At 62.6% G+C, this 24,869-nt stretch carries 19 protein-coding genes; 7 read left to right on the forward strand and 12 right to left on the reverse strand.

Annotation, left to right across the window (positions count from 1 at the left end; genetic code table 11):
* Positions 1 to 22 precede the first annotated feature (22 nt).
* The 3 genes from M2394_RS20035 to M2394_RS20045 form a co-directional block, all read right to left on the reverse strand.
* A complete protein-coding gene (locus M2394_RS20035; RefSeq protein ID WP_178921405.1) occupies positions 23 to 964 on the reverse strand; it encodes a rhodanese-related sulfurtransferase in 942 nt (313 codons plus the stop codon).
* Between the two features lie 118 nt (positions 965 to 1,082).
* Complete coding sequence (locus M2394_RS20040) at positions 1,083 to 1,379, reverse strand: BolA family transcriptional regulator (RefSeq protein ID WP_178921403.1); 297 nt, start codon at positions 1,377 to 1,379, stop codon at positions 1,083 to 1,085.
* Positions 1,380 to 1,385: 6 nt separating this feature from the next.
* Complete coding sequence (locus M2394_RS20045; protein ID WP_010567461.1) at positions 1,386 to 1,904, reverse strand: DUF2059 domain-containing protein; 519 nt, start codon at positions 1,902 to 1,904, stop codon at positions 1,386 to 1,388.
* Positions 1,905 to 2,085: 181 nt separating this feature from the next.
* Between M2394_RS20045 and M2394_RS20050 the strand changes: the two genes are divergently transcribed.
* Positions 2,086 to 3,468, forward strand: a complete 1,383-nt coding sequence (locus M2394_RS20050) for a class II fumarate hydratase (protein WP_178921399.1) — start codon at positions 2,086 to 2,088, stop codon at positions 3,466 to 3,468.
* Here the strand turns inward: M2394_RS20050 and M2394_RS20055 are convergent.
* The 3 genes from M2394_RS20055 to pap form a co-directional block, all read right to left on the reverse strand.
* Complete coding sequence (locus tag M2394_RS20055) at positions 3,465 to 4,421, reverse strand: DMT family transporter (RefSeq protein ID WP_178921397.1); 957 nt, start codon at positions 4,419 to 4,421, stop codon at positions 3,465 to 3,467. The genes M2394_RS20050 and M2394_RS20055 overlap by 4 nt on opposite strands.
* Positions 4,422 to 4,616: 195 nt before the next feature.
* Positions 4,617 to 5,801 (reverse strand): thiolase family protein, encoded by a 1,185-nt coding sequence (locus M2394_RS20060; RefSeq protein ID WP_178921395.1) that lies wholly within the window; start codon positions 5,799 to 5,801, stop codon positions 4,617 to 4,619.
* A gap of 113 nt (positions 5,802 to 5,914) precedes the next feature.
* Positions 5,915 to 7,429: a polyphosphate:AMP phosphotransferase gene (pap, locus tag M2394_RS20065; protein WP_259173993.1), complete on the reverse strand. Its 1,515-nt coding sequence runs from the start codon at positions 7,427 to 7,429 to the stop codon at positions 5,915 to 5,917.
* Positions 7,430 to 7,570: 141 nt separating this feature from the next.
* On the opposite strand from pap, the gene mnmC reads away from it, so the two are divergent.
* Complete coding sequence (gene mnmC, locus M2394_RS20070) at positions 7,571 to 9,559, forward strand: bifunctional tRNA (5-methylaminomethyl-2-thiouridine)(34)-methyltransferase MnmD/FAD-dependent 5-carboxymethylaminomethyl-2-thiouridine(34) oxidoreductase MnmC (protein WP_259173994.1); 1,989 nt, start codon at positions 7,571 to 7,573, stop codon at positions 9,557 to 9,559.
* Here the strand turns inward: mnmC and M2394_RS20075 are convergent, their stop codons facing one another.
* On the reverse strand, positions 9,560 to 14,410 hold the full coding sequence (locus tag M2394_RS20075; RefSeq protein WP_259173998.1) for an NEL-type E3 ubiquitin ligase domain-containing protein: 4,851 nt from the start codon (positions 14,408 to 14,410) through the stop codon (positions 9,560 to 9,562).
* A 308-nt stretch (positions 14,411 to 14,718) separates the two neighbouring features.
* Here M2394_RS20075 and M2394_RS20080 point away from each other — a divergent pair, with 308 nt between their 5' ends.
* From M2394_RS20080 to M2394_RS20095, 4 genes are all read left to right on the forward strand, one after another.
* Positions 14,719 to 16,491, forward strand: coding sequence for an N-acetylglutaminylglutamine amidotransferase (locus M2394_RS20080; RefSeq protein WP_259174006.1), 1,773 nt, complete (start codon positions 14,719 to 14,721; stop codon positions 16,489 to 16,491).
* 3 nt (positions 16,492 to 16,494) lie between these two features.
* Positions 16,495 to 18,228 carry an N-acetylglutaminylglutamine synthetase gene (ngg, locus tag M2394_RS20085; protein ID WP_178921387.1) on the forward strand — a complete coding sequence of 578 codons (1,734 nt, stop codon included), beginning with the start codon at positions 16,495 to 16,497 and terminating at the stop codon, positions 18,226 to 18,228.
* Positions 18,229 to 18,376: 148 nt separating this feature from the next.
* Positions 18,377 to 19,561, forward strand: a complete 1,185-nt coding sequence (locus M2394_RS20090; protein ID WP_178921385.1) for an osmoprotectant NAGGN system M42 family peptidase — start codon at positions 18,377 to 18,379, stop codon at positions 19,559 to 19,561.
* 69 nt (positions 19,562 to 19,630) lie between these two features.
* A complete protein-coding gene (locus M2394_RS20095) occupies positions 19,631 to 19,858 on the forward strand; it encodes a YheU family protein (protein ID WP_064453367.1) in 228 nt (75 codons plus the stop codon).
* Between the two features lie 7 nt (positions 19,859 to 19,865).
* Here the strand turns inward: M2394_RS20095 and csrA are convergent, their stop codons facing one another.
* Together csrA and M2394_RS20105 are read right to left on the reverse strand one after the other, a co-directional pair.
* Entirely contained in the window at positions 19,866 to 20,063 is a 198-nt protein-coding gene (csrA, locus tag M2394_RS20100) for a carbon storage regulator CsrA (RefSeq protein WP_178921383.1), read from the reverse strand.
* Positions 20,064 to 20,191: 128 nt separating this feature from the next.
* Positions 20,192 to 21,007, reverse strand: a complete 816-nt coding sequence (locus M2394_RS20105) for an SDR family oxidoreductase (protein ID WP_178921381.1) — start codon at positions 21,005 to 21,007, stop codon at positions 20,192 to 20,194.
* Between the two features lie 326 nt (positions 21,008 to 21,333).
* Here M2394_RS20105 and M2394_RS20110 point away from each other — a divergent pair, with 326 nt between their 5' ends.
* On the forward strand, positions 21,334 to 21,486 hold the full coding sequence (locus tag M2394_RS20110; RefSeq protein WP_015885095.1) for a DUF3309 family protein: 153 nt from the start codon (positions 21,334 to 21,336) through the stop codon (positions 21,484 to 21,486).
* A 54-nt stretch (positions 21,487 to 21,540) separates the two neighbouring features.
* On the opposite strand, the gene M2394_RS20115 is transcribed toward M2394_RS20110, so the two are convergent.
* The 3 genes from M2394_RS20115 to M2394_RS20125 all read right to left on the reverse strand — a co-directional run bounded on the left by M2394_RS20115 (position 21,541) and on the right by M2394_RS20125 (position 24,845).
* Positions 21,541 to 23,631, reverse strand: coding sequence for an LTA synthase family protein (locus M2394_RS20115; protein WP_178921379.1), 2,091 nt, complete (start codon positions 23,629 to 23,631; stop codon positions 21,541 to 21,543).
* A gap of 423 nt (positions 23,632 to 24,054) precedes the next feature.
* Complete coding sequence (locus M2394_RS20120) at positions 24,055 to 24,246, reverse strand: PLDc N-terminal domain-containing protein (RefSeq protein WP_003192770.1); 192 nt, start codon at positions 24,244 to 24,246, stop codon at positions 24,055 to 24,057.
* A gap of 68 nt (positions 24,247 to 24,314) precedes the next feature.
* Positions 24,315 to 24,845, reverse strand: coding sequence for a hypothetical protein (locus M2394_RS20125; RefSeq protein ID WP_178921377.1), 531 nt, complete (start codon positions 24,843 to 24,845; stop codon positions 24,315 to 24,317).
* Positions 24,846 to 24,869: the final 24 nt, after the last annotated feature.

Consider the following 24,869-nt stretch of genomic DNA (forward strand, 5'->3'; position numbering starts at 1 on the left):
AGAGCAGGCGTGCGGGCATGGGTCAGGCCTCGGAAGGTGATTGCTTATAGTTGAAGCCAATCGGGTGCGGCATATTGCGAGCCTTGGCCAGTTCGATCTGCTTTTGCCGGTCGATCGCGCTGCGACGGGTCTTCTCCGGCAGCTTATCCCAGCAATGCGGGCAGCTGATGCCCGCCACATAGTGCTCGGACGCACGGTCTTCCACGCTCACCGGTGTGCGGCAGGCATGACATTGATCGTAGTCGCCTTCGCTCAAGTCGTGGCGCACGGTCACACGGTTGTCGAACACAAAGCAGTCGCCCTGCCATTTGGTTTCCTCCTGCGGCACCTCTTCGAGGTACTTCAGGATGCCGCCTTTGAGGTGGTAGACCTCATCGAAGCCTTCGCTGAGCATGTAGCTCGACGCCTTCTCACAACGGATGCCTCCGGTGCAGAACATCGCGACCTTCTTGTGCTTGGCCGGGTCGAAGTTGGCTTTGATGTAGTCGGGAAATTCGCGAAAACTGGTGGTTTTCGGGTCGATCGCGCCTTCAAAGGTGCCGATGGACACTTCGTAGTCGTTACGGGTATCGATCAGCAGCACTTCCGGGTCGCTGATCAGCGCGTTCCAGTCCTGCGGGTCGACGTAGGTGCCGACCTTTTTATTCGGGTCCACGCCTTCAACGCCCAGGGTCACGATCTCTTTCTTGAGCTTGACCTTGGTGCGGTAGAACGGCTGCTCGTCGCAGTAGGATTCCTTGTGGTCGATGTCGACCATGCGCGGGTCGGTCTTGAGCCAGGCGATCAGGCCATCGATGCCTTCGCGGCTGCCGGAAACCGTGCCGTTGATGCCTTCTTCGGCGATCAGCAAGGTGCCTTTGATGCCGTTGTCGACCATCGCCTGCAGCAGGGGCTCGCGCAGGGCGACGTAATCTTCGAGGGTGACGAACTTATACAGTGCCGCCACGACAATCGGTTGAGTCATGGGTGTTCTCTCCAGGTGGCTACCCTCGTAAGGGGTGAACCGGATGCAAAAAAAACGCGCCGGCTAAGCGGCGCGTTGCGGATTCTAACAAATGCCCGGGGCCAGAGACACCCGTGCGTCAGTCATGCCCGCCGGCGCAGGTCGGCGAGGCCGGGGCTGCGTCGATTTTCGCCCATTCTTCAGGCGTGTAGGTATGCAGCGCCAGCGCATGAAACTCGCTCATCAGGTCACCCAGGGTGGCGTAGACCTTCTGGTGGCGCTTGACGCGGTTGAGCCCCTCGAACTGCGAGCTGACCAGCACGGCCTTGAAGTGGGTCTGCAACCCACGGCTGTGCATGTGGCTTTCGTCCAGCACGCTCAAATGGTCGGTGCCCAGGGCGGCAAGCGCCGTTTCGATACGCTGTTGCATGGTCATTCCTGCTTACTTCTTCTTGGCCGGAGCGGCGGCTTTAGGCGTCAGCTCGTTGGTCATGTCTTCCAGCAGCTTGTTCACCACCGGCACGGCGCTTTCCAGCTTGGCCTGGGTCATCTGGGCCGATTGCTGGGTCAGCTGCGGCATTTTTTCCAGGACTTTCTTGCCCAGTGGCGACTGGTAGAACGCCACCAGGTCCTTGAGCTCGGACTCGCTGAAGTTGCTGGTGTAGAGCTTGACCATGTCCGGCTTCAGCTTGGGCCAGCCAATGGCCTGGTCCAGGGCGGCGTTGGCCTTGGCCTGGTAGCTGTCCAGTACGGACTGCTTGGCGGCAGGCGCCTTGGTCTGTTCGAACCGCTGGGCGAACATTTGCTGCACTTGCATGTACACCGGGGTACCCAGCTTGTCGGCATGGGCCAGGGTAAGGAAGGCTTCGGCACTGGCGTTGTGGCTGGCGGTATCGGCAAAAACCTGGCCGCTGGCGCAAACCAGAGCAACCGCGGTACAGATGGCACGAAGACGAGTCATCGAGTTTCCTTTTCTAGCAGGCGAGGTAAGACCCCAAGGGCGCCCATTCTGCGCCTAAAAAACCTTATGGCTCAACCCCGAGCCTGGTAGAGCCTGGATTGCCCGATGAAAAGTCTTTTAGGGAACCCGCCCGGTCGATCACGGCCTAAACTGCGCAAACAGACCTGAAGGAGTGTGCCCGATGAGCCGTATCGAAACCGACAGCCTGGGAGAAGTCCATGTCCCGGATGACGCTTACTGGGGCGCCCAGACCCAACGTTCGCTGGTGAATTTTGCCATCGGCGAACAGCGCATGCCCCTGGCGGTACTGCACGCCCTGGCCCTGATCAAGAAGGCCGCCGCACGGGTCAACGACCGCAACGGCGACCTGCCCGCCGACATCGCCCGCCTGATCGAACAGGCCGCCGATGAAGTGCTCGCAGGCCAGCATGACGACCAGTTCCCGCTGGTGGTCTGGCAGACCGGCAGCGGCACCCAGAGCAACATGAACGCCAACGAAGTGATCGCCGGCCGCGCCAACGAGCTGTCGGGCAAGACCCGTGGCGGCAAGAGCCCGGTGCACCCCAATGACCATGTGAACCGCTCACAAAGTTCCAACGACTGCTTCCCCACGGCCATGAGTATCGCCGCCGTGCAGGCCGTGCATCAGCGCCTGCTGCCGGCCATCGCCACGCTTTCCGGTGGCCTGGCCGAGCTGGCTGCGCGCCATATGACCCTGGTAAAAACCGGCCGCACCCACATGATGGACGCCACGCCCATCACCTTCGGCCAGGAACTCTCAGCCTTTATTGCCCAACTCGATTACGCCGAACGCGCGATTCGCAGCGCCCTGCCCGCCGTGTGCGAGCTGGCCCAGGGCGGCACCGCCGTGGGCACCGGGCTCAATGCACCTCACGGGTTTGGCGAGGCCATTGCGTCCGAATTGGCTGCGTTGTCGGGCTTGCCGTTCGTCACCGCGCCGAACAAGTTCGCCGCCCTCTCCGGCCACGAACCCCTGGTGACCCTGCACGGCGCGCTGAAAACCCTGGCGGTGGCCCTGATGAAAATCGCCAATGACCTGCGCTTGCTGGGCTCCGGTCCACGTGCGGGGCTGGCCGAAGTGAAGTTGCCGGCCAACGAGCCGGGCAGCTCGATCATGCCGGGCAAGGTCAACCCTACCCAGTGCGAAGCGCTGTCGATGCTGGCCTGCCAAGTGCTGGGCAACGACGTGACCATCGGTATGGCCGCCAGCCAGGGGCATTTGCAGTTGAACGTGTACAAGCCGGTGATCATCCACAACCTGCTGGAATCGATCCGCTTGCTGGCGGACGGCTGCAATAACTTCCAAGAGCATTGCGTGGCCGGGCTTGAGCCCGACGCTGCGCAGATGGCCGAACATCTGGAGCGTGGGCTGATGCTGGTGACTGCACTCAACCCTCATATCGGCTATGACAAGTCGGCAGAGATTGCCAAGAAGGCCTACGCCGAGGGGCTGACGCTGCGCGAAGCCGCGCTGGAGCTGGGCTACCTCACGGATGAAGAGTTCGACCAGTGGGTACGCCCGGAAAACATGCTGGGCAACTAAGACGCCAAGCGCATGCGCCGGGCCTTGAGCCCGGCAATCAGCGACGGCGCCAGCGCCACGGTCGCTGACCCCAGCATCACCACCAGCGCCCCGGCATAGCCCAGGGCGTTGATCTCTTCGGCCTGCACAAAGTCCGGCCACAGCCAGGCGGCCAGCGCCACGGCGACAAACGTCACCAACGGCGTGAGGGCCAGGGTGGCGCTCACCCGCGAGGCTTCCCAATGGGCCAAAGCCTCGGCGAACGCGCCATACGCCACCAGGGTATTCATGCAGCACGCCAGCAACAGCCAGCCTTGCAGCGGGCTCAGGTCCAGGGCTTCCAGAGGATGGGCCCAGGGCGTGAGCAGCACGGCGCAAGACAGGTAGATCACCATCATCACCTGCAGCGAATTCCACACCGTCAGCAATTGCTTCTGGCCCAGGGCGTAGAACACCCAGATGGTGGTGGCGAGCAGGATGGTCAACACGCCGGCGGTGTAGGTGCCCAACGAGGTCAGCATTTCCTCCAGGCGCTGGTTGAAGAACAGGCCGAACCCCACGACCAGCACCACCAGCCCGGCCACTTGCCCCAGGCTGAAACGCTCCTTGAACACAAAGACACTGGCGATCATCAGGAAGATCGGCCCCATCTGCACCACCAACTGCGCCGTGCCAGGGCTGAGCATTTTCAGGCCCACCAGGTACAGCACGTAGTTGCCCACCAGGCCGCACACCGCCATGCCCACCAGCCAACCGCCTCTGGGCCCGAGCACCTTGCGGCTGGGCAGGCGTTTGGTGAGCGCCAGGTAGATGAACAGGCAACTGCCGGCGACGATCAGGCGAAACCAGGTCACGGTGATCGGGTCCATCACCTGCAACACCTGTTTGAGTTTCACCGGGAGGATGCCCCAGAGCAGCGCGGTCAACAGGGTCAAGCAAAAGCCGTAGACCCAGCGGCCGGAAGAGATGTGCATGAATGCCCCAGATACCAGAGGAAGTGGAAGGGGCATTCTAGGGGTAATAGCCAGACTCGGGATACGCCACACATTAAAATGTGGGAGCGGGCTTGCTCGCGAATGCGGTGTATCAGCCTATACATCTAGCGACTGACACCCTGCATTCGCGAGCAAGCCCGCTCCCACATTTTGATCCCGTTTCTCCAGTGGGATTTAGCGAACGGCTTCGAACAAGCCAGTCGCGCCCATGCCGCCGCCGACGCACATGGTGACGATGCCGTAGCGCAGGTTACGTCGCTGCAACTCACGCACCAGGTGCCCCACCTGCCGCGAGCCGGTCATGCCGAACGGGTGTCCGATGGAGATCGAGCCGCCATTGACGTTGTACTTGGCGTTGTCGATCTCCAGGCGGTTACGCGCATACAGGCACTGCGACGCAAACGCTTCGTTGAGTTCCCACAGATCGATGTCCGCCACCTGCAAGCCCTTGGCCTTGAGCAGCTTGGGCACCGAGAACACCGGGCCGATGCCCATCTCGTCCGGCTCGCAGCCGGCCACGGTAAAACCTCGGAAAAACGCCTTGGGCTTGAGCCCCAGGGCCAGGGCTTTCTCCAGGCTCATCACCAAGGTCATGGACGCACCGTCGGAGAGCTGCGAAGAGTTGCCCGCCGTCACCGAGCCGTCTTCGGCAAACACCGGTTTCAGGCTTTGCAGATTGGCCAGGGTGGTGTCAGGGCGGTTGCAGTCATCGCGATCAACTACGCCGTCGAGCACCTGCACGGCGCCGGTGTTCTTGTCCTCGACCTTGTACTTGACGGCCATGGGCACGATTTCATCGTTGAACAAGCCGTCGGCCTGCGCCTGGGCCGTGCGCTGCTGGCTTTGCAGCGCGTACAGGTCCTGCTCTTCGCGGCTGACGTTGTAACGACGAGCGACGATCTCGGCGGTCTGGCCCATGGGGAAATAGATGCCCGGCACCTGCTCCTTGAGCAACGGGTTGATCAGGTGATCGGTGTTGACGCTTTTCATGGTCAGGCTGATGGATTCCACACCGCCTGCAACGATGATATCGCTGCACCCCGAGGCAATCTGGTTGGCCGCGATGGCAATCGCCTGCAGCCCCGAAGAGCAGAAACGGTTGAGGGTCATCCCGGCCGTACCGGTGCCCAATTGCGAGAGCACCGCCACGTTGCGCCCGATGTTGTAGCCCTGGGCGCCTTCGTTGGAGCCGGCGCCGACGATGCAGTCCTCCACCGTCGCCGGGTCGATGCCGTTGCGGGTGAGCAACGCGTTGACGCAATGGGCCGCCATGTCATCCGGGCGCGTCTGGTTGAACTTGCCGCGAAAGGACTTGGCCAGGCCGGTTCGCACGCTGTCGACGATCACTACTTCACGCATGGGCTACCTCGATCTTGTGGTTGTCAGGAGATGGATCGAGGATAGATCCCGCTCCCGCCAACCGCGACGATCATTCACCCCGGATATGCAAACCCATGATGACGGGCCACGGGTTATTTCTTTTTCTTTTTGTCGTGCTTGTCGGATTTGGCGAAGGCCTCCTCCAGCGCCAGGTTGATGGTGCGCAATACCTTGACCCGCGCCCAGCGCTTGTCATTGGCTTCCACCAGGGTCCAGGGCGCCACTTCGGTGCTGGTGCGGTCGACCATGTCGCCGACTGCCGCGCGGTAGTCGTCCCATTTGTCGCGGTTGCGCCAGTCGTCCTCGGTGATCTTGAAACGCTTGAACGGGATCTCTTCGCGGGCCTGGAAACGTTCCAGCTGGGTGTCCTTGTCGATGGCCAGCCAGAACTTGACCACGATCACCCCCGCATCGCGCAGCTGCTCCTCGAAATCGTTGATCTCGCCATAGGCGCGCATCCAGTCTGCCGGGGTGCAGAAACCCTCGATGCGCTCCACCAGCACGCGGCCGTACCAGGAGCGGTCGAACACGGTGAACATGCCCCGCGCCGGGATCTTTTGCCAGAACCGCCACAGGTAAGGCTGGGCGCGTTCATCTTCACTGGGCGCGGCAATCGGCACGATGTGGTACTGGCGCGGGTCCAGCGCTGCGGCCACACGGCGAATCGCCCCGCCCTTGCCCGCCGCATCGTTACCCTCGAACACCGTGACCAGGGCGTGCTTGCGCATGCGCTTGTCGCGCATCAGGCCAGAGAAGCGCGCCTGCTCGGTGATCAGCTGTTCTTCGTAGTCGCCCTTCTCCAGGCGCAGGGTCATGTCCAGGCTGTCGAGCAGGCTCTTTTTGTCCACCGACGCAATCAGCGGCGCCGGGTTCATGCCGCTGGCCTTGCCCTTGGGCAGCTTGAGGGCATTCTGCAGACCTTCCAGCAGCAGCTTGCCCACGGTGAGCCCACGGTAATGGGCGTCCACCCCTTCGATGACATGCCAGGGCGCGTAGTCGCGGCTGGTGCGGCGCAGGATGCGCTCACCGAAGTGCACGAACTTGTCGTAGGTCTCCGATTGCTGCCAGTCCAGCGGGCTGATGCGCCAGCTGTGCAGCGGGTCGTCGGCCAGGGCCTTGAGCCGCGCCTTCATCTGTTTCTTGGACAGGTGGAACCAGAACTTGAAGATCAGCGCGCCTTCGTCGCAGAGCATCTTTTCGAGGCGTTCGGCACCGGCGATGGCCTGGTCCAGGCGCGCGTCCTTGATCTGCCCGTGCACCCGGCCTTGCAGCATCTGGCTGTACCAGTTGCCAAAGAAAACCCCCATGCGCCCCTTGGCCGGCAGCTGCCGCCAGTAGCGCCACGCCGGTGGGCGGGCCAGTTCTTCGTCGGTCTGCTGGTCGAAGGTGCGCACCTCGATCAGGCGCGGGTCCATCCATTCATTGAGCAGCTTGACGGTCTCGCCCTTGCCAGCGCCTTCGATACCGTTGATCAGGATGATCACCGGGAAGCGCTTCTGCTGTTGCAGCTCGTACTGCACTTCCAGCAAGGCTTCGCGCAGCGCCGGCACTTCGGCGTCGTAGGTGTCTTTGTCGATGGCGTGACCGATTTCGGCGGATTCGAACATGGGCAGCTCCGTGTCAAGATGGATCAAGACTAGCGGATTGGGCAACAACGCGCGGCAGGAAATTCCACCTGCGCTTGCCGTGGGTCAATTCAAAGCCCATTGATCAGCTAGAATGGCCGCCTTGCCTTTACCGAGCCGCCCATGACCCCCATCACCCCTGCCCAGCTCGACTGGGACGAACAAGGCCGCCCGCACTCGCGGGTCTTCGACGATGTGTATTTCTCCGACAAGTCCGGCCTTGAAGAAACCCGCTATGTGTTCCTTGAACAAAACCGCTTGCAGGAGCGCTTTGCGGCTTTGCCGGTGGGCGGGAGGCTGGTGATTGGTGAAACAGGGTTCGGCACCGGCTTGAATTTCCTGTGCGCCTGGCAATTGTTCGAGCAGCAGGCGGTGGCCGGTGCGCACCTGCATTTTGTCAGCGTGGAGAAATACCCGCTGAGCCACGCCGACCTGCAACGGGCCCTCGCCCTCTGGCCCGAGCTGCAACCCTTTGCCGAGCAATTGCTGGCGCAGTACATCGCCATCCACCAGGGCTTCCAACGCCTGGTGCTGGACAACGGCCGCGTGACCCTGACCCTGTTGATCGGCGACGTGCTGGAGCAATTGCCGCAGCTGGACGCGCAAATCGATGCATGGTTTCTCGACGGCTTCGCCCCGGCAAAAAACCCTGAGATGTGGACCGCCGAGCTGTTCGCCCAACTGGCACGCCTGGCAGCCCCCGGCTCGACCATCAGCACCTTCACCAGCACCGGCTGGGTTCGCCGCTTGATCAATGCGGCCGGTTTCAAGATGAAGCGCACGCCAGGCATCGGCCACAAGTGGGAGATCCTGCGCGGTGAGTTCCTCGGCTGGCCCTCGCAAGCACCTGCGCCGCCGCCCGCCAAACCCTGGTTCTCACGCCCGCCGGCACTCGATGGCGAACGCCATGCCATGGTCATCGGCGGCGGCCTGGCCGGTTGCGCCACCGCGGCCAGCCTTGCCGCCCGTGGCTGGCGTGTCAGTCTGCTGGAGCGGCATGCCGCCCTGGCCCAGGAAGCCTCAGGCAACCCCCAGGGTGTGCTGTACCTCAAGCTGTCGGCCCACGGCACGGCGTTGTCGCAATTGATCCTGAGTGGTTTCGGCCACACCCGGCGTCTGTTGGTACACCTGCACCGGGGTCTCGACTGGGAGGGCTGCGGCGTGTTGCAACTGGCGTTCGACGCCAAGGAAGCCGAGCGTCAGGCGCAACTGGCCGAGGCCTTTGCGCCTGAGCTGCTGCACCTGTTGGACCGCGACCAGGCTCAGCGACAAGCCGGCATCGAGCTGGCCCACGGTGGGCTGTTTTTCCCCGAAGGTGGCTGGGTCCACCCGCCGGCGCTGTGCCAATGGCAGGCGACGCACCCGTTGATCAATGTCCTCACCCATCACCATGCCGTCGAGTTGCAGCGCGTCGATCAGCAGTGGCAGGCCCATGACGGCGACACGCTGCTGGCCAGCGCCAGCGTGGTGGTACTGGCCGGCGCCGCCGAGATCAGACAGTTCCCCGCCAGCCGCGAGCTACCCCTCAAACGCATTCGCGGGCAGATCACGCGGCTGGCGCAAACCCCGGCGAGCGAAGCGTTGACTACGGTGGTGTGCGCCGAAGGGTACGTCGCGCCAGCACGCCTGGGAGAGCATACCCTCGGCGCCAGTTTCGACTTCAAGAACGACGACCTGACACCCACAGCCGCCGAGCACGCGGGCAACCTGACGATGCTGCGGGAGATCTCCGAAGACTTGCTGCATCGCCTGGGCGCCGAAACCCTGGCGCCCGAACACATGGAAGGCCGCGCCGCGTTTCGTTGCACCAGCCCCGACTACCTGCCCATCGTCGGGCCACTGGCCGATTTCACTGCGTTCAACCAGGCCTATGCCGTACTGGGCAAGGATGCCCGGCAAGTGCCGGACACTCCCTGCCCCTGGCTGCCTGGCCTGTACATCAACAGTGGCCATGGCTCGCGCGGGCTGATCACCGCACCGTTGTGCGGCGAACTGCTGGCAGCCTGGCTCAATGACGAACCGCTGCCCGTGCCGGCCAGTGTCGCCGAGGCGTGCCATCCGAACCGGTTTGCCTTGCGCACGTTGATCCGTGGCAAGGCGCCAGCGCGTTGATCAACTGGCCGACGGCGCGCACAGGCTGAAGTCGTCCAGGCGCAACGCATCCTGAGTCAGGGTTTCGACTTCCCTGACTTCGGCCTGGCGCTGATCCCTATGGACCTCGTTCATGCGCGCGCGATACTCGGCATCCTGCAGTTCCAGCGCGTTGTCGAAGACGTCTTGCATGCGTTGGCTGAATGGCGCATTCAACGCCTCGAAACGGCTGGCATGGGTGCGCTTCAAATACTCCCGCCAGAACGGCAATTCGACGATGTACTTCAACAGCGCCGGTGACAGCTCTGCGGCTTTGAGATCCAGTTGCGCCTGGTCGAGTGCCGTGCGCGAAACCTTGGCCAAATCGCTGTGGAGCATGCCCTGGGGCTGCCCTGGCAGATACACGACGCTCTTCAGCCCGGTGCGAAACGCCAGGCTGACCTCCAACGGGTCGGCGCCCGGGTGCTCCAGGCTATGACGCCGGGCGATGTGTTCCAACTGGTCGAGTCGAAACAAGCCCTTGGCCAATTTCAACAGCGGCTTGGCAGTCAGGGGTTTGCCATTGATCGCACGCGACGCCTGATGGATTTCCACCAGCACTTCCAGGCTGCTGAAATTCACGGACGCCGCATCGTCGCAATTGAGGGGCGTGGCCGCGCGCTGAAAAATCTCTTCACGCAGATCGGCATCGGCCGCCGTAGCGTCGAGTACCTGCCACACCCGTCGGTTCATGTCCTCACGCACCTGCCGGGCATCCGAGGTATGGCCCAGTTCAGCCAGCAAGGTGAATAACCCGTCACTGCCGGGTTCGTTTTTAAGGCCGGACCAGGCCAGGTCCTTGTCGGCGTAATCCGCCACATGCTCATCCGCCAGCCAAGTATCCCGGGCCCGCTGTTCGTTCAAGCGGCTGATGTCATCTTCAAGGAACCCCATGCCGACACCCACGCGCTGACGGTAGTCGCCCAGCGCCGCGCGGCTGACGGTGGACAACGGGTTATGGCGCAGGTTGAACGCCCGAGCCCTCTCCCGGGGCAACGCCAGCAGCCAGTCGGGCAACTCGGCGATGTCGTTTTTGCGCAGGTCAACCTGTTCCAGATAGGGTAAGCCACGGGCACTGGCGGGAAAGTCCTTGAGCCGGCAGTCCCGCAGGATCAATTCGCGCAAGCCCCGCAACTGGCCTACATCCGGGGAGTCGATCAGCGGGTTGCCAGCCAGGTCGAGGCTTTTCAGGCCACGCATTTCGGCGAGTTTCTTGCGCGTGTGCTGGGTCAGTTGCAGGCGGTTGCGAGCCAGGCGCAGATGGTCGAGATCGGGCATCAGGGACAGCGCCTCTGGCAGGCGCGTCAGCCGATTGTCCGCCAGGTCCACCGAACGCAGGCGAGTGAAGTGCTTGAGAAAGTAGGTCACGTCATCGCCCAACTCCATGTTGCGCAGGGACACCTGCCGGGCCCTGTCGAAACGCACCTGGGGCGGCAGAGGCGGCAGGCTGCCCAGTGTCATGCCATCCAGCGTCAAGCCGGGCACATCGAGACGCTGCGCGTCATGCACGATGAATTGGCCGCGCCAGCAACGCTCTATGGCTTTACTGGCCTGGGCACGTCGCAGGCGGTAGTCCCACAAGGGGCCATCGGCGTCTGTGTGGCCACGACGGTCGCTGGCCCAGCGTTTGAGTGCCTGCTGCAGCGCGCCCAGTTCCACCTCCAGCCCCTGGACAGCCTTGGCGCGGCTCAAGTGATCGTGGCCTACCCCCTGCAGGAACACGCAGATCTGTGCCGGAGACATGCCCGGGTAAAGCTTGCCGACCTTGCGCACCAGCGCCGGAGCAAACTCGACCGCGGGGCCGGGCTTGCCTTGCAACTGGCTTTGAATGCACACAACGGGCTCGTCCTCTTCCATCTGCACCCGTTCAGGCCACAGGTAACGCGCAATGCGCCCACGTTCATCCTGACTCTTGAAGCGTAACTGGCTGCGCAGGTGATCGACCGACTGCTCACCCACCAGGTTCATCGTCCGGCGCTCGGCGGCCGACAGACAATCCACCACGGCCTGGAGCAGGCCATCGGGCCCGTTGACGCGGGTATTGAGGTCTGCTGCGCGCTCATCGAAGGCCTGGAAGCCCTCGGCCGTGTGCAAGATCGTCCGGCGCACTGCGGCAGTGGCAGCGCCGACCTGATCCAGCACAGGCCCGGCCAGGCTTCCCTCGCGCAGTTGTAGCAGCAGGTCCTTGGGCCAATGCGCCAGGCGCCCGAGCATGCCGAACACCGCGCGCCGGGTCGACGCATCGGCCAACTCAGGCCAGTACAGGCCCATCAGGGCCTGGTCCTCATCGATCAGGTCGAGCATCACTCGGCTGCGCTGCGCCAACCCCAGTGACACTCGGCCGGTTTTGCGCAGGTAATGACGTTCCACCCCAGGGGCATCGCAGAACAATTCCCAGGCGACGCGACGCGGCAAACGTGGAAAGTGCGCACACAGGGCCGCCCATTCGCCAAAGGCGAAGCCATTGTAGTGTTCATACAGTTTGCGATAGAGGACGTGGTGCTGATCTTTCACGGTGTCCAGCAAACGGCGTGTGAGCAACGCCGGCGCCTCCTTGAGTTCAACGGTTTGCCCCAGCAGCGTATGGCGCTCATCCTCGGTCAAGGCCAGCAGCAAGGTGTCGGTGACCTGGCCGTCCCTGAGTTGCTGCTCGGTGATATGGATGCTCCGGTCTTCGTAGTCGAACGGCGCCAGGTCCGGGTAGCTGACCAACAGGTAGCCCTCTTCGTCCAACACCTCAAAGAAACGCCCTTCCGGCCACCCGGGCATCAGCGCCAGGGCCAGAATCTGGGTGCGTGCGGTGACGGGATCCGGGGCGTGGCCGTTTTCCAGGGTCTCGATCAGGTCCAGCACCTTGCGGTGCTGGCGCCATCGGGCCACGCCGTCCTGGAAGCGTTGTGGCAGCGCCTGGTGATCCTGCGCCCACTGCTGCAGCACCTCCAGGTCGACCTGGTTGATGGCTGCAATACGCTGCAGGCTTTCGGCAGGCACGTCGGCCAGACCTGGTGCAAGGCGCCGGAGGTGATACACAGGGTCGGTCCAGCTTTGCGGACGCTCGTGAGTTTGCTGCCATCCGCCCTGGTGGTTATGTTTGAGCGGCGGCCGATACGCCTTCGGGTTCCGCGGATGGTTGATCCGCCACAGGCCGATGGCGGGGTCATAGCTGATGTCATAGACGTGCCCATCCATGCGGATGTAAGACTTGCCATTGGCCTGGTACACCCCGCGACTGTTATTGACCCTGGGCACCTGCAGGTCCACCCCCGGCCGGTACGATGAAAGGCGTGGGCGCCACAGGCGTGGCTGGCCATCCACATGCCTGACCGCCTCCACCCCGTCGAAAAAGGGTGTCGAGGCACTCAGGCTACGCTTGAGCGAACCCACCACGCGCCCTCCTGCCGCAAACAGCACCATGGCCGCAATGTCCTCCACCACGTTCACCAGATGCCGGAGCGCCTGGGCGTTGTCGTGGTGGCTCCAGTCCTCGACCCCGTCGAACACCTCCCCCAGCAGCTGCCCAATGGCCACGCCCATCATCAATTGCCCCAGCACCGGCACGACGAAGGACGCCACATTCAACACGTCCAACCCAACGCCGAGGTAATCCAGCCAGCGTTGTTGCCGGGCATCTTCATCCACCTGCTCGACGGGTACGGCCAGCAACCGGGCGTCCAACTGGAGCTTGCCGACATAGGCACGAAAGAAAAAATCGCTGAGGTTACTGAGCACCGGCACCGCCGTAATGGCGCCCAAGGCCTGGCGCTGATCAAACTGCGTGAAAAAATTCAGGCGCTCGGATTCGTCCAGGTATTGCCCGAACACCTGTCGATACGAGGCCACCTGCAATTTCAGGGTGAGGTATTGCTCGAAATCCTGTAGGGACGGGTACTCATACCAGGGGCGTACGGGTTCATTGGGCATGTAGACGATCAGGTCTCTGGCCGGCAACTCGCCCGGCGAAGCCTCGCCGAACACCACGACGCTCCACAGGCAGGCGCCGTCGATGTTCAAGCCTTGCCAGATCAGAGGCGTTTGCGCGGCCGTCGCCTGGACGACCTGGCCGGCCGGAACATCGGCGTTGATCAACGACAGCAACCGGGCATGGATGGCCGCGCTGATATGTTGCTTGCCCAGGGCAATATGCAGGTCGATCAGTACGTCTGAACGCTTGACCGAACCCACGGCCACCGCCATCGCGTTGTAGCTCAGCCCCAGTGGAGGTTCACCGGGGGCCGGCAAACTGAACACTTCTCGCAGATGGGCCTGGTAGGCACTGCCCAGGTCCAGCGCGCGGCAATAGCCCACGAACTGTCGCGCGGTCATTCCAGGCGCCAGGCTTGCGTCCTCGCCCCGGCGAATCACGGTATCGTCCGGCAACCCACCGGGTTCGGCTTCCGCGGCCGTGAAGTTCTGCATGGCCGCCTGCAACAGGCTGGGCCTTTCCACTCTCGCCGTTTCCAGCAAAACGCCGGTGACGTAGAGCCCCACTCCGAAGGGTTGGCGTCGGGGTCGCTCCAGGTAATCGCGGCGCACATCCAGCCCGATATGCCCCTGGGCGATCAGGTAAGCGCGCAGTTTTTCCGCGCAAAAACGATCCAGTGGCTGCAGCGCGCGCAGGCGTTCGGTCAATTCCCTTCTCGACGTTTCACTGTGACTGTGCGCCTGCTCGATGGCCGACAGCGTCTGCGGTGGCGCTTGAACCATCCACAGCGGCAGTCGCTCGCGCAACACCCGGGCCTTGTCCAGGTCGCCGGTGATCTCCAGCAACCCCGCGTCCAGCTCATCGGCGGTCATCGGCGCAACCAGCGCCTGTACATCTCGTGTTTCAGTCATCCCAACCGTCCCTCATGCCGTCAATGATGACCGGATACGATAAGCCCGGCTGTCGCCCTGAAAGATTCAAATTCCCATGCTTTGCGCGCCCACAGGCTCAAGATTCTGGTTCTAAACCAGCAGCTGTTACCGCCACAGGTGTGCAGCCCGCGCAACGCCTGCACAGCAGTCGCGGCGCCTACGGCTATGCGCCTTATAACTTATCGGTCTAAAACTCCACGGATAGCACTGGGTCAGTTTCTGGGTACGCGCCCTCAGGGCGTATTGAGTTTAAAAACCTCCCCAACGGAAAAACCGGTAAGGAATTTATGTGCGGATTAGCTGGAGAATTACGTTTCGATGCCCAACCTGCCGACCTGGCTGCGATTGAGCGCATCACCCATCATTTGGCCCCCCGTGGCCCCGACGCCTGGGGCTTCCACGCCCAAGGGCCGATTGCCCTGGGCCACCGACGCCTGAAAGTCATGGACCTGTCGGACGGCTCGGCCCAACCGATGGTCGACGCCCACCTGGGCCTGTCCTTGGCCTTCAACGGCGCCATCTACAACTTCCCGGAACTGCGAGAAGAGCTGGAAGCCCTGGGCTACGCCTTCTATTCCGGTGGCGACACCGAAGTGCTGCTCAAGGGTTACCACGCCTGGGGCAAAGCCCTGCTGCCCAAGCTCAACGGCATGTTTGCCTTTGCCATCTGGGAGCGTGACGCTCAGCGGCTGTTCATTGCCCGCGACCGTCTCGGCGTGAAGCCGTTGTACCTGTCGCGCACCGGCCAGCGCCTGCGGTTTGCTTCCGCGTTGCCAGCCTTGCTCAAGGGCGGCGATATCAACCCGATCCTCGATCCGGTGGCGCTCAACCATTACCTGAACTTCCACGCCGTGGTGCCGGCCCCGCGTACCCTGCTGGCGGGCATTGAAAAACTGCCACCGGCCAGTTGGATGCGCATCGACGCCAGCGGCAAGACCGAGCAGAAAACCTGGTGGACCCTGCCTTACGGCCCGCGTGAGGATGAAAAACACCTGACGCTGGAAGACTGGACCGACCGCGTGCTGGACAGCACCCGCGAAGCCGTGGCCATCCGCCAACGTGCGGCGGTGGACGTGGGCGTGCTGCTGTCAGGCGGTGTGGATTCGAGCATGCTCGTCGGCTTGTTGCGCGAAGTCGGCGTGGACGACCTGTCGACCTTCTCCATCGGCTTTGAAGACGCCGGCGGCGAGCGCGGTGACGAGTTCCAGTATTCGGACCTGATCGCCAAGCACTACGGCACACGCCATCACCAGTTGCGGATTGCCGAACGCGAGATCATCGAGCAACTGCCAGCCGCGTTCCGTGCCATGAGCGAGCCGATGGTCAGCCACGACTGCATCGCCTTCTACCTGCTGTCGCGGGAAGTGGCCAAGCATTGCAAGGTGGTGCAAAGCGGCCAGGGCGCCGATGAGCTGTTTGCCGGTTACCACTGGTATCCACAGGTAGACGGCGCCAGCGACCCGTATGCGGCGTACCGCGAGGCGTTCTTTGATCGCAGCTACGACGACTACGCTGCCACCGTCGCGCCTAAGTGGCTGACCGCCAACGACGCGGCCGGTGACTTCGTGCGGGAGCATTTCGCGATGCCGGGTGCCAATGCGGCGGTGGACAAGGCCCTGCGCCTGGACAGCACGGTGATGCTGGTGGACGACCCGGTCAAACGCGTCGACAACATGACCATGGCCTGGGGCCTGGAAGCGCGCACGCCGTTTCTCGATTACCGCCTGGTGGAACTCTCGGCCCGTGTGCCGGGTAAGTTCAAGCTGCCCGATGGCGGCAAACAGGTGTTGAAAGAAGCCGCGCGCCGGGTCATCCCCAGTGAAGTCATCGACCGCAAGAAGGGCTATTTCCCGGTGCCGGGCCTCAAGCATTTGCAAGGCGACACCCTGAACTGGGTGCGCGAACTGCTGCTGGACCCGAGTCAGGATCGTGGCCTGTTCAACCCTGCGATGCTCGACCGCCTGCTCACCGACCCGCAAGGCCAACTGACACCGCTGCGCGGCTCCAAGCTGTGGCAACTGGCGGCGCTGAACCTGTGGCTCAGTGAACAAGGAATCTGATCGATGAAACCCCATGCAGCGGCTTACAGCCAACGCCTGCTCAAGGGCCAGGCGCCCTCCTACGAGCGCCTGCAAGCCCGGCTGGCCGAAGACGGCAGCCCTTCGAGCGCCGAACCGATTGCCGTGCACTGCGGTTGGGGCCGGTTGCTGATCGGGCATACCTTCCCCGACCCTGCGAGCCTGGCCCAGGAGCTGCTCAACGAGCAGCCCGGAGAGCGGGATATCGCGCTGTACGTGGCCGCGCCCCAGCAGATCCTGGGGATCGATCCGCAGCAACTGTTCCTCGACCCCTCCGACACCCTGCGCCTGTGGTTCACCGACTACCGCCCGGCCACCCGGGTGTTTCGCGGCTTTCGCATTCGCCGGGTGCAGACCGAGGCGGATTGGGCAGCGGTCAACCAGCTGTACCAGGGACGCGGCATGTTGCCGGTGGACGCTGAACGCCTTACGCCGCGCCATCAAGGTGGCCCGGTGTACTGGCTGGCCGAAGACGAAGACAGCGGCGCGGTGATCGGCAGCGTGATGGGCCTCAACCACCAGAAGGCCTTCCATGACCCGGAAAACGGTTGCAGCCTGTGGTGCCTGGCAGTCGATCCGCAATGCACGCGCCCAGGCGTCGGTGAGGTACTGGTGCGTCACCTGGTGGAGCATTTCATGAGCCGTGGCCTGAGCTACCTGGACCTGTCGGTGTTGCACGATAACCGCCAGGCCAAGAGCCTCTACGCCAAGCTCGGTTTTCGCGCACTGACCACCTTTGCGATCAAGCGCAAGAACGGCATCAACCAGCCGTTGTTCCTTGGCCCGGGCCCCCAGGCAGGGTTCAACCCCTATGCGCGGATCATCGTCGAGGAAGCCCATCGGCGCGGCATCGATGTGCAGGTGGACGACGCCGATGCCGGCCTGTTCACCTTGAGCCACGGCGGGCGCCGTGTGCGCTGCCGCGAGTCGTTGAGCGACCTGACCAGCGCCATCAGCATGACCCTTTGTCAGGACAAGAGTTTGACTCACAAGGTGCTCAAGGCCGCCGGTTTGAAACTGCCGTCGCAGCAATTGGCGGGCAGTGCCGATGACAACCTGGAGTTTCTCGACGAGCACCAGCGCATCGTGGTCAAGCCACTCGATGGCGAGCAGGGCCAGGGTGTGGCAGTGGACCTGCAGAACATCGAAGAGGTGCAGAAAGCCATTGAAGCGGCGCGCCAGTTCGACAGCCGCGTGCTGCTGGAAAGCTTTCATGAAGGCCTGGACCTGCGCATCCTGGTGATCGGTTTTGAGGTGGTCGCCGCCGCGATCCGCCGTCCGGCCGAGGTGACCGGCGACGGTCATCACTCCATTGGCGCGCTGATCGAGGCCCAGAGCCGGCGCCGCCAGGCGGCCACCGATGGCGAGAGCAAGATCCCCCTCGACGCCGAAACCCAGCGCACCCTCCACGCCGCCGGTTACGACTACAGCAGCATCCTGCCGCGTGGCCAGACCCTGGCCGTGCGCCGCACCGCCAACCTGCACACCGGGGGCTGCCTGGAGGACGTCACCGCGATCCTGCACCCCACGCTGGTGGACGCCGCCGTGCGTGCCGCCCGTGCACTGGATATCCCCATGGTGGGCCTGGACCTCATGGTGCCGGCCGCCGATCAACCCGAGTACGTGTTTATCGAAGCCAACGAACGGGCCGGACTGGCCAACCATGAGCCGCAGCCAACGGCTGAGCGGTTTGTGGACCTGCTGTTTCCCCACAGTTAGCTGACTGCTTGAGAGGTGGGGTGCCTGCACTGGCCCTATCGCAGGCAAGCCAGCTCCCACATTGGAATGCGATCACCTGTGGGAGCCGGGCTTGCCCGCGATGAGGCCTTTACAGGCACTACATCCTGACAAGCCAATAGGAGTCTTTATGAGCCGAACCATCCCCGAACCCGATCTCAACTACCTGCAGAAAGTCCTGCTGGAAATGCTCGCCATTCCCAGCCCCACCGGGTTTACCGACACCATCGTGCGCTACGTCGCCGAGCGCTTGGAAGAACTGGGCATTCCCTTTGAAATGACCCGGCGCGGCACCATTCGCGCCACCCTCAAAGGCCAGAAGAACAGCCCCGACCGTGCCGTGTCGGCACACTTGGACACCATCGGTGCCGCCGTGCGCGCCATCAAGGACAATGGCCGGCTGAGCCTGGCCCCGGTGGGCTGCTGGTCGAGCCGCTTTGCCGAGGGCAGCCGCGTCAGCCTGTTCACCGATAACGGCGTGATCCGGGGTAGCGTGCTGCCGCTGATGGCCTCCGGGCATGCGTTCAACACCGCCGTGGATGAAATGCCGGTGAGCTGGGACCACGTGGAGCTGCGCCTGGATGCCTACTGCGCCACCCGCGCCGACTGCGACTCCCTGGGGATCGGCATCGGTGACTACGTGGCCTTCGACCCCCTGCCCGAATTTACCGAAAGCGGGCACATCAGCGCCCGTCACCTCGACGACAAGGCCGGCGTGGCCGCCCTGCTCGCCGCGCTCAAGGCGATCGTCGACAGCGGCGAGCCCTTGCTGATCGACTGCCATCCGCTGTTCACCATCACCGAGGAAACCGGCAGCGGCGCGGCAGCCGCCTTGCCATGGGACGTGAGTGAGTTTGTCGGCATCGACATCGCCCCGGTCGCCCCCGGGCAACATTCCAGCGAACATGCGGTGAGTGTGGCGATGCAGGATTCCGGTGGCCCTTATGACTATCACCTGTCCCGTCACCTGCTGCGCCTGGCCTCGGACAACGAGCTGCCGGTGCGTCGTGACCTGTTCCGTTATTACTTCAGCGATGCGCACTCGGCGGTCACGGCTGGCCACGACATCCGTACCGCCTTGCTGGCATTCGGCTGCGATGCGACCCACGGTTACGAGCGCACGCACATCGACAGCCTTGCGGCGCTGAGCCGCTTGCTGGGGGCCTACATCCTCAGCCCGCCCGTGTTCGCCAGCGATGCGCAGCCCGCCCAGGGCTCCCTGGACCGGTTCAGCCACCAGCTGGAACATGAGACACAGATGGAGAGCGACACGCGGGTGCCGTCGGTGGACAGCCTGGTCGGACAGAAGTCCTGACACGGGCAACTGCTGGTCACAAGGGCCCCGGCGCAGTAGGATCGCCGGGACTCACTACCCGAGGCTTGTATGCTGATTCCCTACGACGCACTTGAAGTCGATACCCTGACCCGCCTCATCGAAGACTTCGTCACCCGCGACGGCACCGACAACGGCGATGAAACGCCCCTGGAAACGCGTGTTCTGCGTGTGCGTCAGGCACTGACCAAGGGCCAGGCGCTGATCGTGTTCGACCCTGAAAGCGAGCAATGCCAATTGATGCTCAAGCACGATGTGCCCAAGCATCTGTTCGACTGAGGGAGGCTCAGGGGTTGGGCACCGCGTGGGCAGCGGTGCCCTGGCGCTCAAGGATTTTCTGATACACCTCGGCCCGGTGCACGTGCACCCCGGTCGGTGCTTCCACACCAAATTTCACCTGGGGCCCATTCAACTCGAGGATGTGCAGGGTGATGTCATCGCCGATGGAGATGACTTCGCCTACGGCGCGGCTTAAGACCAGCATGGCGGTTGTCCTTATTCAGTGACAGGACCTTGACCATGCGCGCTAGAGCAGGCGGGCATCAATGCCTTGCGGCCAAATCAGGCCGTACCTACACCACAAGGTAACTTACCTGACAGACTGCGACCCAATCAGCCTTTGGCTGCCTGGGCCTTGGCGCGCATCTTGTCCGCCATGCTTGTCATCTCGTCGTACAGCAGCTGCGGGTTTTTCTGCTTCAGCGCCCAGGCCATGCGGCCCTGCTCGTGAGGCAGGATCATGAACTCGCCCTGGGCCACCTGCTGGTAAATGTAATCGGCGATATCGGCCGCTGAGATCGGCGAGCTTTCCAGCAACTTGCCCACCTGGGCTTTCATTGCCGGGGTTGGCCCACGGAAGGAATCCAGCAGGTTGGTCTGGAAGAACGACGGGCAGACCACGTGCACCCCCACCTCCTGCTGCTTGAGCTCCACCAGCAGGCTTTCCGACAAAGCCACCACGCCGGCCTTGGCCACGTTGTAGTTGCTCATCGCCGGGCCTTGCATCAAGGCCGCCATCGACGCGATGTTGATGATGCGCCCCTTGCTCTTTTCCAGCAGCGGCAGGAACGCCTTGCAGCCCTTGACCACGCCCATCAGGTTGATTGCGATCTGCCAATCCCAGTCCTCCAGGGACAATTCGGCGAAGAAGCCGCCCGAGGCCACGCCGGCGTTGTTGACGATGACATCGATACCGCCGAGCTTGACCTCGCAGGCCTGGGCAAATGCCGTGAGCTGGCTGTAGTCGCGCACGTCGCAACGCTGCACAAAGCCGTCACCGCCGACCTCGCGCACCCGCTTCAGGGTTTCCTGCAAGCCCGGCTCGCTGACGTCCGACAAGGCCAGTTGCCAACCCTCGCGCGCCCAGCGCAGAGCGATTTCGCGACCCAGGCCGGACCCGGCGCCAGTGATCATCATGCGATTTTGCATAGGAAGTAGCCTTGTGGTTCACGGAAGAAGTGATCGGCAGTGTAGCGAAGGTTTTTCCTACACCCACGTACCATCCAATTGATGAATGCCTCAGGCAAACCGGCGCCCGGGTGCGAGGGCGGCCTATAGCGCAAGTTCAATAATTTTCAACTAGACAGATGAAGTTGCGAGCGTATTAAAAGAAATAACACGGCGTGCAAAATGCTTTAAAAAAATAGTGAATTTTCTGTGAAGTGCCAGAGTCGGAGTTGTTAAGGCGTTCGTAAATAAACGGACCTTACTTTAAATAACCGGTCTTTGCAGAAGGCCTATAAGGAAGATAAACCATGAGCCTCATTCTGATCATTATCCTGATCCTCCTGCTGGTCGGTGGCCTGCCAGTGTTCCCGCACTCGCGTAACTGGGGTTACGGCCCCTCGGGTATCCTCGGTGTTGTACTGGTGGTGCTTCTGGTGCTGTTGTTACTCGGTCGGATATAAAACCCAGGCAAAAAAAAGAGGCCTCCAAGAGGCCTCTTTTTTATTGCCGATTAGTTAGTCCGGCTTGCCATCAACCACACCCGCGGTGTTATCCAACAGGCTCTTGGTAGCGGTTTGCAGGAACGACTCGAGTTTCTGCTTAAGCGCCGCCTCGTCCGGCGATTCAGGAATCACTTTGCCCGTGGGGTTTTCACCCAATTCGTATTCCCACAGCTTGGGTGGCATTTCCTTGGGCAATACCAGCACGCGATCAGCAGTGAGCAAGGCCACGGTCTGGTCGCTGCCCGATGGCTTGATCACGCCGAAGCCCTTGTCGCCTTCCGGCAGGTTCAGCAGGTCGCGGCCCCAGCACTGGTGCAGGGTGTCGCCACCGAGGCGGCCCATGATGGTCGGCACGATGTCGATCTGAGTGCCCACGGTGTGGTCACGCTGGCCGAATTTTTCCTGGATACCCGGTGCGATCATCAGCATCGGCACGTTGAAACGGCCCAGGTCCATTTCGGTGATCTGCTGCTCGTTGCCAAACCCGTGGTCACCCACCACCACGAACAGGGTTTCCTTGAAGTACGGCTCTTTGCGCGCCTTCTCGAAGAACTGGCCCAAGGCCCAGTCGGAGTAGCGCATGGCGGTCAAGTGCTCGTCCAGGCTGCCACGGCCGGTGACCTTGTCGACCGGCAAAGGCGTCGGCAAGGCATACGGGGTGTGGTTGGACAGGGTCTGCAGCAGCGCATAGAACGGCTTGCCGCTTTCACCGCGCGTTTTCAGCTCTTCCAGGCCACGGTTGAACATGTCCTGGTCGGACACGCCCCACGTCGGGTCGGAGAACACCGGGTTGACGAAGTCATTGCGGCCGATGAAGTTGGTCATGCCCTGGTTGCTGAAGAAGCCCGACTGGTTGTCCCAGGCAAAGTCGCCGTTATAGACATACACGTCGTCAAACTTGCGCGCGCTGAGCAACTGCGGCAGGCCCGACAGCTTGTGGCTGCCTTCCGGGGTTTGCATCAGGTATTCGAAGCCCGGCAGGTTCGGGAAGCAGGCCATGGTGGCAAACATACCCTGGTGGGTGTGGGTGCCGTTGGAGAAGAAGCGATCGAACAGCAGGCCTTCCTTGGACAGCTTGTCGAAGTAAGGCGTGATGTTGCCGGGACGGCCCAAGGCGCCCACCGAGTGACCGGCGAAGCTTTCCATCAGGATCACCACCACGTTCTTGATCGGCAGGGTTTTCTCGGCCGGTGGCGTGTAGTCACGGCGCACGGCAGCGGTGTCGGTGTCCACCAGCTTCTCGGCCGGCAGTACCAGCATGTCGCGCACGGTCTGGGTGGCCAGCGGCTGCTCCAGGGTGGCCTTCCAGATGTTGGAACGCTCTTCGGAGAAACGCGACTTGGCGGCGGCGATCAGCGACAGAGTACCGTTGAGGCCCAGTTGGTTGGCGAAGTTCGATTCGGTGGTGTAGACGTCACCCCAACGCAGTGGCGGGCCCTGGCGCAGGGTGCCACGGATGGCGACCACGGCGATCAACAGGCAGACCACGAACACCGCAATGCGTGTGTACCACGGCGCCACTTGGCGGGTGCCGATGCTGCCGCCACTGAACGGGCCACGGGGGCGCGTTGCACGGTCGGCGCCCTTGAAGGCAATGCTCAGGATCAGCGTGCCTACGGCCCACGCCAGCAGGTAGCGCACCACCGGGAAACCGTACCAGAGCATGCTCATCACGGTTTTCGGGTCTTCCTTCACGTACTGGAAAACCAGGCCATTGAGGCGCTGGTGGAACTCACGGTAGAAGTCCATTTCCATCAGGCCCAGGAACAGGCAAATGCTGGACGCGACGGTCAGCCACAAACGGAAGAACCCACGTGCCGCCATGGCCCGCACGCTGAACAGAGCCAACAGCAGCGGCACCAGCACGTACATCACCAGGCGGATATCCAGGCGCAGGCCGTTGGCAAACGCTTCCAGGAATGTCGAGGCCGGTGTGTCGAGGATCATCTCGCGGTTGTAGACCAGCAGCGCAAGGCGCAGCAGGGAGAACATCACCATCATGACCAGTGCGCAGAGCAGCGTGTACGCCAGATGGGATTTGACGGTCGGTTGCAGCAAGCGATTAGAAGCTCGCTGCTGACTCAGGGCGTCCGGGTTTGCCATGTCGTTTAAGGACCCATTGGAAGTTAAAGTTGCGAAATATTGCAGCGTCTTCCTACCGACACTCAAGCATGTAGGAAAACAGAGGCGGCGCTTTGGCGCGAATGGTGCCCCATCACTGCCAGCAACGCTATGGTTTACTGAGGGTTAGCGCTTCTTTGTGGTGTTTTCCCTGGCATGAAAAAGATCTTTCCGGCAGAGAGTCGAAGCGTGGGAATTATCCGAGGGGAGTTGTGAAAATTCTGTGCAGCGAATATTTCGACACATAAATTTCTGGACGCACACAAAACAACGTGGGAACGAGCCGCCCGCAAAAACAGTGTGTCAGCCTGAGTTTCTGGTACTGATCCACCGCATTCGCGGGCAAGTCGAATCGTCGCGCCGCCGCTCCCACATTGACTGTGTCCGCTTCGAATCGAGGGGGGATCAGATCCGCACGTTGCCACGCGGCCCGGCAATCGCCCAGATGATCAGGCCCAATACCGGCAACAACAGGATCAACAGGATCCACAGCACTTTGGCGCCCGTGCTCGCGCCGCTTTTGAACACGTTGATGATCGCCCAGATATCCAGGGCGAGGATGATCAGCCCGATCAGGCTATTAAACGTGGAACCCATGGTGTCGCTCCTTAGTGAGGGGCATGCACTTGTAGGATAGTCAGCCCTGCCAGGGGTTCCGTTTTATTTCAGACGTGCAGGGCAATGCGCAACGCTTCCAACGACGGCTCGCCCTTGATGCCCACTTCGGCACACAGCTCCAGCACGCGCGGCAAGTCGTTGCCGTAGACCAGCACCGCCTGGATTTCGTCATCGAGCAACTGGCTGAAGTTGAGCAGCACGTAGCCACCGTCTTCCGGGCTGAGGGCGCTCATCTGGATCTGGATACGGTTGAGCGCCGTGAGGTCTTCGGTCTTGGCCAGTTGCTTGGGCTTGAGGTTGAACGCCACGCCAGGGCCGAACGAGGCGACGATCTGGGCGAACAGGTCGCCGTAGGTGTCGGCCTGGAACAGCACGGTATCGGGCAGGCTGCCGACCACGACCCACTCCCCCAGCGGAATAGGGAAGGTGTCGTCGTAGTTGATATCCGGGTTGGCCGCCAGAAAGGCCGCAGGGTCGGCGTAGGCCTGGGCCGCTTCATCGGCGATGCGCGCCACTTCGTCCTCGCCCATGACGCCGGCGCTGATTTTGCTGATGAGTTCGACGAGGGCGGTTTTCATGGGGCGATCCTGTGGCGGGCGGGT

Source organism: Pseudomonas sp. BIGb0164 (assembly GCF_024810135.1).
Taxonomy (GTDB): Bacteria; Pseudomonadota; Gammaproteobacteria; order Pseudomonadales; family Pseudomonadaceae; genus Aquipseudomonas.